The 13,412-nt window shown below is 57.4% G+C and carries 14 protein-coding genes; 11 read left to right on the top strand and 3 right to left on the bottom strand.

Annotated elements, in window-relative coordinates:
* The first annotated feature begins 364 nt into the window (after positions 1-364).
* The gene (locus ILT44_RS12460) at positions 365-1,480 is read left to right on the top strand and encodes a hypothetical protein (RefSeq protein WP_204239909.1); all 1,116 of its coding nucleotides are present in this window, start codon (positions 365-367) and stop codon (positions 1,478-1,480) included.
* Here ILT44_RS12460 and ILT44_RS12455 read toward each other — a convergent pair.
* Positions 1,477-2,238, bottom strand: a complete 762-nt coding sequence (locus tag ILT44_RS12455; protein ID WP_204239908.1) for a hypothetical protein — start codon at positions 2,236-2,238, stop codon at positions 1,477-1,479. The two genes, ILT44_RS12460 and ILT44_RS12455, sit on opposite strands and share 4 nt — an antisense overlap.
* Positions 2,231-2,443, bottom strand: a complete 213-nt coding sequence (locus ILT44_RS12450) for a helix-turn-helix domain-containing protein (RefSeq protein ID WP_255549718.1) — start codon at positions 2,441-2,443, stop codon at positions 2,231-2,233. The genes ILT44_RS12455 and ILT44_RS12450 overlap by 8 nt, the downstream gene beginning before the upstream one ends.
* A 600-nt stretch (positions 2,444-3,043) precedes the next feature.
* On the opposite strand from ILT44_RS12450, the gene ILT44_RS12445 reads away from it, so the two are divergent.
* From ILT44_RS12445 to ILT44_RS12425, 5 genes are all read left to right on the top strand, one after another.
* Positions 3,044-4,252: a tyrosine-type recombinase/integrase gene (locus ILT44_RS12445; protein WP_204239906.1), complete on the top strand. Its 1,209-nt coding sequence runs from the start codon at positions 3,044-3,046 to the stop codon at positions 4,250-4,252.
* Positions 4,253-4,385: 133 nt separating this feature from the next.
* The gene (locus ILT44_RS12440; protein WP_204239905.1) at positions 4,386-4,628 is read left to right on the top strand and encodes a hypothetical protein; all 243 of its coding nucleotides are present in this window, start codon (positions 4,386-4,388) and stop codon (positions 4,626-4,628) included.
* Positions 4,629-5,015: 387 nt separating this feature from the next.
* Entirely contained in the window at positions 5,016-5,150 is a 135-nt protein-coding gene (locus ILT44_RS31715; RefSeq protein WP_204239904.1) for a helix-turn-helix transcriptional regulator, read from the top strand.
* Between the two features lie 97 nt (positions 5,151-5,247).
* Positions 5,248-5,448 (top strand): hypothetical protein, encoded by a 201-nt coding sequence (locus tag ILT44_RS12430; protein WP_204239903.1) that lies wholly within the window; start codon positions 5,248-5,250, stop codon positions 5,446-5,448.
* Positions 5,441-5,752, top strand: coding sequence for a winged helix domain-containing protein (locus tag ILT44_RS12425; protein WP_204239902.1), 312 nt, complete (start codon positions 5,441-5,443; stop codon positions 5,750-5,752). Before ILT44_RS12430 ends, ILT44_RS12425 begins: the two co-directional genes overlap by 8 nt.
* Positions 5,753-6,480: 728 nt before the next feature.
* On the opposite strand, the gene ILT44_RS12415 is transcribed toward ILT44_RS12425, so the two are convergent.
* Positions 6,481-8,172 (bottom strand): sensor histidine kinase, encoded by a 1,692-nt coding sequence (locus ILT44_RS12415; RefSeq protein WP_204239900.1) that lies wholly within the window; start codon positions 8,170-8,172, stop codon positions 6,481-6,483.
* A 167-nt stretch (positions 8,173-8,339) separates the two neighbouring features.
* On the opposite strand from ILT44_RS12415, the gene ILT44_RS12410 reads away from it, so the two are divergent.
* The 5 genes from ILT44_RS12410 to ILT44_RS12390 all read left to right on the top strand — a co-directional run bounded on the left by ILT44_RS12410 (position 8,340) and on the right by ILT44_RS12390 (position 13,338).
* Entirely contained in the window at positions 8,340-8,918 is a 579-nt protein-coding gene (locus ILT44_RS12410; RefSeq protein WP_204239899.1) for a hypothetical protein, read from the top strand.
* A gap of 142 nt (positions 8,919-9,060) precedes the next feature.
* Entirely contained in the window at positions 9,061-9,369 is a 309-nt protein-coding gene (locus tag ILT44_RS12405) for a hypothetical protein (protein WP_204239898.1), read from the top strand.
* Positions 9,370-9,867: 498 nt separating this feature from the next.
* Positions 9,868-10,257, top strand: a complete 390-nt coding sequence (locus ILT44_RS12400) for a hypothetical protein (protein WP_204239897.1) — start codon at positions 9,868-9,870, stop codon at positions 10,255-10,257.
* 1,366 nt (positions 10,258-11,623) lie between these two features.
* Positions 11,624-12,742, top strand: a complete 1,119-nt coding sequence (locus ILT44_RS12395) for an acyltransferase family protein (RefSeq protein WP_204239896.1) — start codon at positions 11,624-11,626, stop codon at positions 12,740-12,742.
* A gap of 206 nt (positions 12,743-12,948) precedes the next feature.
* Positions 12,949-13,338 carry an NUDIX domain-containing protein gene (locus ILT44_RS12390; protein WP_204239895.1) on the top strand — a complete coding sequence of 130 codons (390 nt, stop codon included), beginning with the start codon at positions 12,949-12,951 and terminating at the stop codon, positions 13,336-13,338.
* The last annotated feature ends 74 nt before the right edge of the window (positions 13,339-13,412 follow it).

Genomic DNA, 13,412 nt, shown 5'->3' with positions numbered 1-13,412 from the left:
CGCCTGAAGAGGTTTAGCCAGCCATTGGCATAGGCTGATCGAGCGGCTTTAGCCAAGACATTTCAATGGCGCTTATGCACAGGATTAAGGCGGCCATGCCACGAAGTTTTTTTGCTAAAGCCAGTGATATCTGCTACCCATTGTCGTCATGGTAGGGATAAAGCAAAAGTATCTGCAGCAGGGCAATCTTTTTCCAGATGAGGCAGAAGTTGTTCATCTGCAAGGCGGAGGTCCAATCATTAGATATGAGCCAATTCATGTCGGCTCATCGACCTTTTTATCTGGGTTGTCACAGCGTATTCATCGCTGGTTTCGCCTCACGCCTAGCTTCGGCCCGGATCTCGTCCAGGCTATGATTGACGAGATGCACCTTGAGAACGGTGCACATATTCACGATCCATTTTCAGGAGCGGGCACGACTGCAATCGAATCCTCGCTCGAGGGGTATCGCAACAGCTGCATCGAGATCAACCCATTCCTTCACTTCGTGAACCGGGTTTGCCTGGATTGGTCTCTCAAGGTGCACGAGGCACGCGCTGTCCTCGCGGACATCGAGCGTGATTTCCGCTGCTTCAAAGGCGAAACCTCGCTCGAGACGATTACGGATCTCGGCATCGGCATCCCGCCCATCCACAATGTGGAGCGTTGGTGGCGCGCCGATGTGCTGCACGAGATGCTCTGCCTGAAGGCGGCTATCGGCGGTGTTGAGGATCCACGCTATCGCGATTTCTTCCGCCTGACGCTCGCGGCGGTTCTCGTTCCTGACCTGACCAACGTGACCCTTGGCCGCCTTCAATTGCATTTCATCGATAGGAGCAAGGACGACATCAATCCTTGGCGAACGTTCGAGGCCCATGCGCGGGTGATGATTGAGGATCTTGTTCTGCTCAACAACAACAGCCTCGTCTCGCAGACAGTGTTGATCCATGGAGATGCGACCCGCCCGGAATCCTACGAATCCCTTGAAGAGATTGATGCGGTCGTCACATCGCCTCCATACCCCAACCGCTACAGCTACGTCTGGAACACGCGGCCTCACTTATACATGCTAGACTTCATCGTCGAGGCCAAGTCGGCGTCGGAGATCGATCGACGGACCATAGGCGGCACCTGGGGCACCGCAACATCCGAGCTGATGAAAGGTGAGATTGCACCGCGCAGTGACGTTCTCGCTGCGGCGCTGGCCGGCTTGCATGAGCGAATCCGCGCCAAAGACAACCTGATGGCTAACTATGTCGTCCATTACTTCAACCGTCTCCAGTTGCATCTGGAAGCCTTGTCGACCCGGCTGAGCCCCTCGGCGAAGCTCGCTTATGTGGTGGGCAATTCCTGGATCAAGGACGAATACGTTGCAACTGACATTGTCCTCAGCCGCCTCATCGAGGGCACGGTTGGGGCTAAGGTGACAAAAGTCCACCGTTTCCGGCGCCGGCACAGCGGCAAGGATCTCTTTGAAAGCATCGTCTACGCTTCCCGCTAACCGGCGACCCTGACGTGCTTGAAGGCAGGCGATGCGAAGATGGACCGCATGATGTCTTGGGTCTGCTTCTTGATCTCGTCCGAAATGGTTGGGTTCTCGAGGACGGACATGATGTCGACACCCAGCAGATCATGCATGAAGTCGAGGGCTTCCTGGCCTTGGATGAAGAACCAGCCGCCTCGGGTCAGGCGAGCAATGGCCTCATCACGCGGACTGATCGAGCTGAAGATCAGGTAAACCGGATAAAGGCCCTGCGCCCTGAGTTTATTGGCAACTGACTCGTCCTTGCGGAGGCGGGAGCTGTCGTTCGGATTGAAGTTGTAGCGAATTTCGATCCCAAGGCCCTTATATTCTTCGTTCGAATACTGGGAGACTAATTGCTGGATGTGCTTCTGATCAGGCTTGCTGAGCAGAGTACTGCGCAAAACGATGTCGATCTCGAGCCCATCGAACAATTCGGCAACCTGCGTCGGTTTGAGGTTGAACCGGGCGGCTGCGATGAAACGCGGAACCTTATCGTAAATTTCGCCAAGACGGCGGCCGACGCTGATGCTCATCCGCCCGATCAAGCGCACGAGAACGTATTCGGCACAATTGAAGCCAAAGCGTTCGTAGACAGGATCGCCACTGAGGTCGGTCAACTCACGCTGGAACGCACCTTGGGAGAAATCCCGTTCAACCTTGGCCTTCCACCCGTCAAGATGGTGGGTCAGCGCGTCCAGGAAGCGCTGTTCAAATACAGTTGGGGTATTAGACATTCCAAGAGCGCTCCTGCAAGAGCAGGTACGGTTGAATATTCAAGGCTCTGGAAATTTTATCGACGTTGCGCAAACTAATGTTTCTTTCTTTCCGCTCGATTCCACCAATATAAGTTCGGTGCAAGCCGCATTTTTCCGCCAGCTCTTCCTGCGTTAGGCCGCTTTTCATTCGGAAATATTTAAGGTTTGATGCGAAAATAGTCATAGTATCTAGCATAACATCTTAGAATTAAAATCGGACAGACAATGAGTCGACAGACAAAGAGTAGCGCTGCGGGGCTATCCACCTGACTCTTCCCACGGCCAGATAGGAAGGCGCTGTCTGTTACGCTCCGTGAAACGTTCATTGGAAAGACAGCCGCAATCATCATGGACGACCGCTTCGTCGTCTGCTCCTGGGCAAGCACCGACGGTAGGGGCGCTCAGTCCTCGGTCTCGACTTTCAGAAGGGGGCGGTCCGAGGTTTCTTGAACAGAACCTCAAGGGACCTCGTCGGCGAACTCGCCGAGACGAAAGTGAGCGCTGCTCGAAGCGGCCAAAGTTCGCTAGGGCGCTGACCTGCCTTCGGATGACAAGGGCGACGTTGGCCGTGGCGCAGGTCTCGCGCGTCTCACCCGTTCGGAAATGTTCAAGGAAGTTGGCGGAGACGGAGTCCGCCATACTAGTGTCCAGTCACAGCCAGTCGCATCCGAAAATCTCCTTAAAATCAAGGCTTTTACCTCGGCGTGCATCTTACGCGGTCCAGCTTCATCCGCTACAATCCAGCCTCAAAGGTGGGGAAGAAGGTGGGGAAGGATAGGGGCAGATGGCACGACAGCTGCACACGTTGAGCGCCAGAACGGTCGCAACACTGACAAAGCCGGGGCGGCACTCCGATGGCGGCGGGCTCTACCTGAACATTACAGCCAGCGGCGCCCGTTCGTGGGTGTTCATGTGGAAGGCAGGCGGCAAGCGCCGGGAGATGGGGCTTGGTGCCTTGCGGGATGTGCCGCTCGCCAAAGCCCGCGAGCGAGCCGCAGAGGCCCGCCAGAAGCTGGCCGATGGGCTGGATCCGATTACGGCACGGGAAAAGCCTCAGGTGCTGACCTTTGGCGAGGCTGTTGACGCTCTGATTGAGAGCATGTCCTCCTCCTGGCGCAATGAGAAGCACCGCGCCCAGTGGAAGATGACACTGACCGTCTACTGCGAACCGCTCAGAACCAAGCCAGTGACGGAGATTGGCACAGAGGACGTTCTGAAGGTTCTCCAGCCACTCTGGACGGCCAAGGCCGAGACGGCCTCACGGCTGCGGGGACGGATGGAGCGGGTGTTCGACTTTGCTCGTGCGCGTGGACAGGGGACCGGTGAGAACCCGGCCCGGTGGCGGGGCCATCTGGATGCTGTTCTGCCGAAGCGGGCAAGGCTCACGCGGGGGCATCACAAGGCTATGCCCTTTGACGAGGTGCCTGCGTTCATAGAGGCACTGCGAGAACGGGAGGGTGTGGCTCCACGTGCTTTGGAGTTTGCTATCCTCACTGCTGCCCGGTCCGGGGAGGTGTTTGGTGCCTCATGGGGTGAGTTCGACCTTGAGGCGCGTGTCTGGACGGTGCCTGCCGCTCGCATGAAGGCAGGGCGAGTGCATCGGGTGCCGCTCTCAGCCCGAGCGGTCGAAATCCTGCGGGAGATGGAGCAGAAGCGGCTCGGTGACCTCGTGTTCCCCGGCACCAAGCCTGGGCGGCCGCTGTCGGTCATGGCATTGGAGATGGTACTGCGCCGGATGAAGTTGGATGTCACGGTGCATGGCTTCCGCAGTGCCTTCCGGGATTGGGCAGGCGAGCGGACGCATTTCCCGCGAGAGGTGGCGGAGGCGGCTCTGGCTCATCTTGTGGGTGATGCGGTCGAGCGGGCGTACAGGCGCGGTGATGCTCTGGAGAAGCGCCGTGAGTTGATGGATGCGTGGGCTGGCTTCCTTGAGCGACAGCCCCAAAACAACGTTGTACGTTTGAATTCAAATGCAGGTGGCACTTCGAAGTAACGCATTCCAGATGTCCACAGGATCCTGTGGATCTTGGGCACTAACGATATTAAACCAGTCTCGGGATCCCAGGTGATCCTTCCTTAGAAAAGAATCGTGCGAGGTTGTCTTACGCGGGTCAAATCGATTCGCTGTGGACCGGTCTTCCGCAGGAAAGGCCAACAACATCCGAGGCAACCAATCGATTCATTTCTCCCTCACGGCGGGCTTCATGGAGGGCACGGAGACGATCCTCTTCTTTGCCGCCATAATCCTGCTTCCGCAGTACTTCCCGATCCTGGCTTATGCGTTCGCCGGCCTGACCCTCATGAGCGCGCTCGCGTGGGTGACGCTGGCTTGGCACGCCTTCCGGGACAAGTTGGAGGAAAGCGATTGAGAATTCCGTAACAAGCTTTAGACAATTAACTGTCTGATGCGGGTCAAATGGATCCGCTGAGGATTGGCTTCTCGCACGAGAGGTCAGCGACACGGAAAAAAGAGCCGCCCTAACCCCTGCCAGGGGGCTAAGGCGGCGCGGTGGGTCGAAACCCGTACTCGTAGCAGAGCGGGCTAAGCCTACTGGGGGCTCAGGGTGCAAGTCAATCGAATCTCCTGAGCCTCGCCGGTCGTTTCATTCACAACTGAACGATGAAAGGACGCGAGCCCAATGGCTTTGCAGAACGTTGATTCACGCCCGAAGGCAGACCCTTCGGCATCCCTTTACCTGCCATCATCGGGCTTTGTCAGGTTGCCCGGCATCCTTGCCCCGAATGGGCCTATTCCCGTGAGCAGGTCCACGTGGTGGGCTGGCATCAAGGACGGGCGTTATCCCAAGCCTGTGAAACTCGGCCCGCGCATCACCGCATGGCGTGTGGAGGACATCCGCGCCCTCATCGCTGGGGCTGCGAACGACCGCTGACGTTGGAAGCTTTTAGCTTCTGAACTACTCCTGTTCATGACCGTGCAAAAGAGAGCCCCGTACGAGGAGCTCTCGCACGGGGCTAAGGATTTCAACCATGAATAGCCTACACAAGCGGCGCTTGCGTCGCAACGAGAACCTGTGCCTGTTGCCACTCTTCGCCTGGGCAGCATCGCAGCCACTCCGCTCCCATCCTCGCGTGGTGAAAAGCCTCGCCACGCGTTTCGGACTGTCTGCGGCGCTCGCACTTACCGTCGCTGAACTGGCGGGCTTCAGCACGGAGGCGCACAATGCCTAACGATGTCGTCGAACTCCTCGTGCAGCGGCTCGACACGGGCGAGATATTGCGCGTGAAAGGGCGTGAGGCGTGGACACTCAGCTGCCTGCTGGAAACAGGGCATGGCGGTGTCATTCCTCTTGAGAGGCCGGCACCGCGTTGGTCTGCATACGTTCACTCACTGCGCAAGCGCGGGCTTGTCATCGACACCATTGATGAGCCCCACGCTGGTCCATATTCCGGGACACACGGGCGCTACATCTTGCGGACACCCTTGCGGGTGCTCAAGGCTGTTTCTGCCCAAGAGAAGCGTCGTGCAGCCTAACGAGCCAGCATCAGACTGCATTCCCTGACTTTGAGACGCCAGCAGCCGCGGTTTATGCCTCGGCTGCACTCTTCCTCATCAACATTCAGAACAGGCGTCCTTGAGCTTCTCAGGGTCGCTGTGAGGCACCTCATGCCCAGACGTCACAACCACAAGGGCCGAAGCACAACCGAACGCTTCGTCTCCCTCCCTCATCATATGCTCCGTTCGCCTGCTTGGCGGTCCCTCTCAGCAGTGGCTCGCTGCATCTTTCTCGAATTGGCTGCCATCTATAACGGCGGCAACAATGGCTTCATTGCACTCTCCACCCGTGACGCAGCCAAGCACGTCCGCTGCTCCAAGGATACTGCTGCACGGGCATTCGCCGAGCTGACGGAAAAGGGCTTCATCGTCTGCTGCTCACGCGGACACTTTGATCGCAAGAGCCCGCATGCCAGCGAGTATCGCCTAACGCTCCACTCCTGTAACCGCAGCGGCGAGAAAGCCTCCAGAGCCTTCATGCGCTGGCACCCGGACCAAGCAAAATTTGTAGCCGGTCCGATGGGAAGGACAGCCGGTCCGACCTCAGGGACAGTTCACGGCTTCACGAAAGAAAATTACCGGCTACGGTCCGATGAGAAGGACCGTGACACCTCAATTCAGCCCATCAGCGGTCCGACTACGAGGACACATATAATCTACCAGATAGGGTCTGGGGTGGAGAGATGATGAAGGGCGGCTCCTGTAGGTTAAGCCGCCCCTGCCTCGTGGACGGTGTGGCCACTCAGAGGCGCATCCACTCGCACTCGGATACCCTCCGGCAGGTACTCCGTCCTGACGCTGCCTTGCAATTGACGCCCAAGCACGCGTTCTAGCAGGGTTGACCCGAAGCCCTTCCGCTTTGGCACTTCGACTGGTGGGCCGTCATGCTCTCGCCACTCTAAGTGAAGACGCCGGTCTGGGCCTTCCCCTTCAGTGGACCAGTTCACGTGTATGCAGCCGGTCGGAAGAGAAAGGGCTCCGTACTTGGCTGCATTTGTGGTCAGCTCATGGACGGCCATGCCGAATGCCAAAGCAATGCTGTCTGGAAGATGTACTTCAGGGCCATGAAGCTTAACCCGCTGGTGCCCAGTGTTGTACGGCTCCAGCTCGGTTCTCAAGATGTGGTTCAGCGAGGCGCCTCCCCAAGCATCGTCCACAAGCAGCGTATGAGTCCTCGCGAGCGAGATGATGCGCTCGGTCACCGCGTCACTGAACTCTCTGATGGTCTCCGCCCTTCGGGCTGTCGAGTTGACGACGGCCTGAACGGTAGCGAGTGTATTCTTTACCCTGTGGTGTAGCTCGCGAACCATCAGGGCTCGCTGCTCCTCTGCACGCTTGCGCTCCTCTGCCGCGTCCGCAAGCGCTGCGCTCACACTGTTGACCTCACGGATGGGTGTCTGAAGTGCTGGCACGTCTGACCCTGTTCCTAACGCACTGGCAGCGGCTGAAAGCCCTTCAATGGCTTTGGTAATGCGTCTGCCAAATAGATAGGCCAGCGCCGTCGAGAGAAGGGCGAGGCACAGACCCGTTGCGGCCAACAAGCTTATGAGCCGCCTGATAGGCGCGTTTAGGGTCTCTTCCTCTAGGCCAACCGCAGCAATCCAATCCGAGTCGGTTACACGAGCATAGTGAACGAGTACTGGAACTCCATCCAAGGATCGTGTCCGAAAATTACCCTCTCGATTTGTCACGCCGCGCATGAACTCGGAGGCTTCAGTTCCAACAAACGTCTGCTGGCCACGGGTCCGCGCAATGACGCGACCTTTTCTGTCGAGGATGGTTGCATAGAGCCCGCTCCCAAGGGGCTCCTTGGAAATGATGTCGAGGATGCGCTTGGCGGGGACGGAGATGTCGATGAAGTAGACGACCTCTCCCGTTGCAGGCTGAACGACCGGCGCGACGACTGCAACAAGAGGCTCTTGGTTGTAGGAACCAAGGAACAAGTCTGAAATGGCGGCTCGCTTGGTGGTCAGCACCGTCTGGTCGACCTCAAGCGGCCGAGAGGGAAGGTTCTGGTCCTGCAAGAGGCGTGTATTGACCAACTGCTGACCCGCAACGTCACGGATAGCGATATCTACTCTAAGGGAGCGAGCGACAGCGGCTGCCGTTTGGCGCGACTCCTCAGGGTTCAATGGACCTTGAACGAGCCTAGGAGAGGAGGCGGCCACCCGTGCAGTCCCCATGATAGAGGCAGCCTCTGTTTCGACGGCATCGGCAATGCGATGCACAAGCTCTTGGCCATTCTGCAGAAGATGGGCTCGTTCGGCAGAAGCGTACTGCCAGAGCACCCACCCGACAAAGGCAGTCGCTGGAAGGACGAGGAGGGAGCAAAGCAGTCCCAGATGCCAAGCGAGGGAGTGAGCCTGCGGAATCCCTGTTCGTCGGAATGCGACCTTCACTGTAAATTCTCAAGGTCTATAGGCTTGGTCATTTGGCCATCGATGAACAGGGAAACGGTGAAATACATGACGAAGAGACACCCCTTGGGGTATAATGACACCACATGGAGGCTCTTTAATGATAACAAAGGCTAAGAAAGCTAAGTTCCCGCCAGTAGGCTATTCAAATGCCTCGTGACCGGCAGCGGCTCACCCTTGAGAGCGGCCCTAATCTGGATCTGGCGAGACTTATCCCGAGCGGCGCTGGCAAGCCGGGCAGCCGCATCCAATGCGTGCTTACCTATGGCTCGGGCGAGACCATCACGGCTGCTCTAAGGCTGTCCGACTATGGTGGCCTGCTAGAGTTGTCCTTTCAGGAACAGCGCCAGACTTTCTCTCTTGTGTCAGAGCCGAGGCACTTCGGCGGGCTGCAATGGTACGTCGTCTGCTCCAGAACCGGACGGCCGGTGCGTGTGCTCTACAGACCGTTGGGGGCGACATACTTTGCCAGCCGATATGCCTGGGGACGCAGAGCAGCCTACGCCTCTCAATTCCTCGACCCCATCGGGAGGTCTTGGCGTACAAAAGCGAAGGTAAAGGCGGCTCTGCTCGGAGATGAGGATCCCGATGAGTGGGATCTGCCGCCCAAGCCTAAGGGCATGCGCTGGGCGACTTACGAGCGATGGGTGGCCAAGTACGATGCTGCTGAGGATCTACTCGATGCGCAACTCGTCATGGCAGCGGCACGGCTGATGAAGCAGTTATAGACGACAATCAGAGGAGTGCCTACCGCGCAAGTTGAGGCACTTTGATAGAACTGACAGGCGCCATATGGGTAGTCTGCTTCATGGGCTCTCCCGAGGTGGAGATGCGAGCACAGCAATTCTCGGGACTTCGGAGATGGCATTCATGACACCACAAGAGCATGCTGAGAGCCTGCGTGAGACGATCCATATGTACATCGACTTGGTTGAGGGCGACGAGGCTGGGCCTTCCTGGCGCCTGACAGACAAGGGCTTTGCCAGGATCGCTGCCGTCATTCGTGAAGCCGAGAACGATGCGTTGGAAAGAGCTGCGGAGATATGTGAGGCGGTACACCTGGGAGCCCGGACGCGATACAGTATACTTCTCGGCCCCGATTATCTGGTCACGAGAAGTCTCTTATCGCGGGAGCTTGCTGCGGCAATCCGAGCGCTGAAGCACAAGAGCGAAAGTTGATACCGCATTTCAAGCACTGCCGCCCAAGTCCAAAGGCCTGTGCTGGGCCACTTACGAGAAGTGGGTGGCCCAATACACTGCTCCGGAGGAGATGCTCGATGCTCAACTCGTCTTGGCGACGGAGCCGCTGATGAGGCGTTGTTAAAATGCGGGGTCGAGAGAGCACCACCTTGAGTGCTCTTCGGCGCTTTTCTCCACGCTATCGGCGCATGCGCCCTATAGGCAGAAGAGGCTAGCGATGGCCCTAGGGCGAGTTCCAGGGACCCCTCGCTCCACGAGCAGATGAGGGACTGCAGAGGCTGTGGGGCTTCTTTCGGATCCGCTGTAGTAATCCGCAGATTTGCATCCCCTAGAACGTTCTAGGCGCGGCAATATAGCGACAGCTACACGCAAGTGATCTATCTACCCATTTAGGGTTAGCGACAGAAATACACTTGTTTAGCTCAGAAGCACTGGTTAACGATTTGCCTGCCGCGGGGCTTGCAAGGGGAGTGTACTATGAAAAGGTTTCTACTTTTCGCAGGAACAGAAGCGTCTAAAACTGTGGGAGTAAATGGGTTTGCTGGTGATTACGAGACAGCCCTGGAGGCTTATGTTTCGCTGGTCGATAACCAGACGCCTTCTGAATGGTGGCACATTCTCGATACCCAAACCGGCGAGGTAGTCGAGCGGCGTCACCTGAAAGTAAACGGGAGCCTGAGCTTCATGCGATCCGACCGGATCATCGGCTCCCAGGCCCAGCGCACCCCAATTACCATCAGACCCACTTTGCAGACGAGTGGTGGCGATGTCGCAAAAGAGCTTGAGGCCGGGATTCGCGCTACCGTGGCGTCTGTGGGCAAGCCGAATGGCAACGCAAACGGACACCTGAATGGTGGGGATCAGTAACGGGAAGGCCTTGCTTCGGCGCGGTTTTACTTCTCCTATATAGTCCTGAGGTCCAATAAGGATATGCCCTCCCGGCTGTCGTGTAGACTTCCGAGAAGGCTTTCCTTCGAGGCATGACATCAGGCGCCACTGAAGCCCTGCAATCTCTTGAGGCCTCGTGAGTCTCCTGGAGCAGATTTGGGGAGGCTACGGGTATATGCGGAAGCTCGGGGCATTTGCGGCCCTTGTATTGAGCGGGATGGCAGCTTCCTGCGCCCAAAGAGTGGTGCCACCTACCAACATTGCTCCATCGTTCCCTGCGCCAGAAGCCGTGTCCAACCAATCTCCCAACATGATGAGAGAGGTGCGGCGGGCTGCAGTCGTCAGGGAAGGTGCCGAGAAACGTTTGGCTGCTCGTACCCGTCAGGTCGACGCTGGTGCTGGAACAGAGCAACTCCCAAAGGCACAAGCCTCGAAGTCGCATCCGTCTCAGCCTCCACGCGAGCCTTGGCACAATCCGCCTTCGGTCGCGGCAGTTCTGCCGCCTCCCGAGCCTGCTGAACCCAGCGTTCCAGCCGTGGCATCGCTGCCTCCACCTCCGGAACCGGCTGAACCAACTTTTCCACCAGCTTCGCATCCGCCCGAGTCCGAGCCAGCAAAGGCCGCGGTTCTGGCGCCTCCGGAAGCAATTGCGCCAAAGTTGCCTTCCGCTCCTTCCGTTCCTGCGGCATCTCCGGAAGCCCAAATGCCGCCAGTTCCAGAGCCTGCTGAACCTAGCTTTCCGACTGCAACCCTAATGCCTCCGCCTCCCGAACCAGCCGAGTTGTCCCTGCCTGGACACGAAGCAGCTGCTGCAGCGTTTCTGTCAATTCCACTCCCGGAATTGACAGAAACGCTGTCGCTACACCCACGCTCTGATTGGCGGGATGTCACCGAGACTTTTTCGGTTCCGCAGGGCCTACTGTCCGGAGCTTTCGAAACCGGCCTGGAAAGAAGACACCCGAGCCTAGTTCGAGATCCTTGGCCGCTTACGATTGGCCCCTAACAAGCTGGGCCGGCGTGGCGCGCGAAGGTGAGGGCGGCTGTGCTTGGAGGCGGGGATCCAGTTGAGCGGGATCTGCCGCTCAAGCCGTTGTGCGTGCGCTAGGCGACCTACGAGCGGTGTTGGCCAAGTGCGATGGTGCTTAGGACGTGCTCGATACGCAGCTCGTCATGGCAGCGGCGCGGCTGATGAGGCGGCTTTAAGCTACAAAACTGGGTTCAGCTAAAAGAGAGCCGCAGAGGGGCAAATAAGGTCTTCTTCACGCGGCTTGACATATTCCACACGTCACAAGAAGAAGGTTATTAGAACGAGGGACGAACGCTTCAATAGAAGAGGCTAGGGGCTATGCTATCCGGCGTAATTGAAACCTTTTGCGGTCGCACCAGCCGGGATGCTTCTGTCCCAGGAATTGATGGTTTGCGCTGCTATGCCGCCCTCTTGGTCATTCTTGCTCATTCCCATCTCGTTGCTCCGGGGTGGGGTGCAACTGGCGTCTTTCTGTTCTTTGTCCTGAGTGGCATGCTTTTAACGCCGAGCTTGGTAAAAGCCTACAAGTCTCCGGTCATACCCAGGGAAGTGTTCGCTTATCTGGTCCGGCGGATCTTTCGAATTATGCCAGCCTTCATCTTCGTGGCTGCGGTCTTTTGTGCCGTTATCTGGGTTCCGAAAGCGAGCGTGTTCAACTACAAGCTCTTTTGGCAGCTGGTGACATTCAAGTATGCTTTGTGGCACTTCTGGACCACCAAAATAGAAATGCTGCTTTATTTGGCTCTGCCTGTCGTTGTAGGCGCATTAGTCTTTCTAAGAGGATGGCGTCTTGCGCTGGGGTTGGCCATTGTGGTCGCAGGCACGTATCTGGCAACCGAGTATTGGAAGCTCATAGTACTGGTGGTGTCGCCAAAAGCAGAAATGCCGTTCCGAGTAACCCCGTTTTTCTTAGGAATGGCCATAGCCTTTGTAAGCCCAACAATCTCTGAGGGAACGCGCAAGGTTTGCTTTTGGGTCGGAGTTGTAGGTCTGGCGGCACTCTCCGCTGATACTCCTCCTCTCTTGGCTATGCGGCAGGCAATTGGCCTCAACGGCATAACGCTGCCTTGGGATTGGTCGGGGCTAATCTACCCGTTTGCAGCGCTCACCGTGTTTGGCGCGGTGGGCGACAAATCCCTGCTGCTGAACAACAGAGTCGTGCAAACCATCGGCGTGGTGGGCTTTAGCGTTTACCTTTGGCAGTCCTTTGTACTCTACCTTTTGCGGAAGTACGGTTTGGAGGATCCAAGCCTGCTGTTCCTCGCTGCGCTACCGCTGATACTTCTTCTATCAGTGCTCACCTACAATTTCATTGAGTTGCCAGGGCAACGGCTCGGTTCGAAGATTTCGAGAAAGATTGTGAGGCGAGGGCCTTCGGTTCAAACGATAGGCGCGTCCAAGCCTCCTCTCGCAGCAGGTAGCATCGTTGGCTCCTAACCGCCCGACGGGGATGAAGAAGCGGGTTTGGCCGAGAGAGTTCGCTTCAGAAATCAAGATTGTCCTGAGCCGCTCTCGCTTGCGGCGTCCGTGCATCCAAACCTGTCGAATGACGAGAAGGTAGGTCGAACTCTTAGTGGGCTTGTAGAGAACACCTGCAGATGTGGGGCGTTCCTAGTGTTCGTTGGGCGCTAGAGGAGAGCCACGTGGACGATAGGATACTACAAAAGCGGGGCAGCCCTTGGCAGACCTTGTCCAAAGAGCGGAGGTACGAAGATGACTTTTTCTCCGTTGATGAGCACGAGGTTCTGAACGCGGCGGGACATCTCGCACCCTATGGCGTAGTTCACTTCAAAAAGAAGGGCCTGAGAATATTGCCCGTTGATGATGACGGCTCGCTGTTTTTGGTCGGGCAATTCCGCTACGGCGCGCAGTACTACAGTTGGGAGCTTCCCGCAGGTGGGGATGAGACAGGGGAGGATCCGAGAGAAGCCGCTGCCCGCGAGCTAAGAGAAGAGGTCGGATTGGAGGCTGAATGCTGGCTTCAATTGTCGCAATATGTGCCGTCCGGATCGCTCACTGACGCACGAGACTGAGGATACCGACGAAGCCGTCCACTTCGTCCAATCTGAAGCCGTCCAGGCATTCCGATTTCAAGCCGTCCATGGGT

Origin of the sequence: Microvirga arvi (assembly GCF_016892765.1) — a bacterium.
Taxonomy (GTDB): domain Bacteria; phylum Pseudomonadota; class Alphaproteobacteria; order Rhizobiales; family Beijerinckiaceae; genus Microvirga; species Microvirga arvi.
The sequence above is the reverse complement of the archived record's forward strand: the minus strand, read 5'-3'. Positions and strand labels throughout refer to the sequence as shown.

Bases quoted from the DNA above. Each gene is read 5' to 3' on its own strand.
- ILT44_RS12460 (WP_204239909.1), top strand. From the start codon at position 365: ATGCACCTTGAGAACGGTGCACATATTCACGATCCATTTTCAGGAGCG.
- ILT44_RS12455 (WP_204239908.1), bottom strand. From the start codon at position 2,238: ATGTCTAATACCCCAACTGTATTTGAACAGCGCTTCCTGGACGCGCTG.
- ILT44_RS12450 (WP_255549718.1), bottom strand. From the start codon at position 2,443: ATGACTATTTTCGCATCAAACCTTAAATATTTCCGAATGAAAAGCGGC.
- ILT44_RS12445 (WP_204239906.1), top strand. From the start codon at position 3,044: ATGGCACGACAGCTGCACACGTTGAGCGCCAGAACGGTCGCAACACTG.
- ILT44_RS12430 (WP_204239903.1), top strand. From the start codon at position 5,248: ATGAATAGCCTACACAAGCGGCGCTTGCGTCGCAACGAGAACCTGTGC.
- ILT44_RS12425 (WP_204239902.1), top strand. From the start codon at position 5,441: ATGCCTAACGATGTCGTCGAACTCCTCGTGCAGCGGCTCGACACGGGC.
- ILT44_RS12410 (WP_204239899.1), top strand. From the start codon at position 8,340: ATGCCTCGTGACCGGCAGCGGCTCACCCTTGAGAGCGGCCCTAATCTG.
- ILT44_RS12405 (WP_204239898.1), top strand. From the start codon at position 9,061: ATGACACCACAAGAGCATGCTGAGAGCCTGCGTGAGACGATCCATATG.
- ILT44_RS12400 (WP_204239897.1), top strand. From the start codon at position 9,868: ATGAAAAGGTTTCTACTTTTCGCAGGAACAGAAGCGTCTAAAACTGTG.
- ILT44_RS12395 (WP_204239896.1), top strand. From the start codon at position 11,624: ATGCTATCCGGCGTAATTGAAACCTTTTGCGGTCGCACCAGCCGGGAT.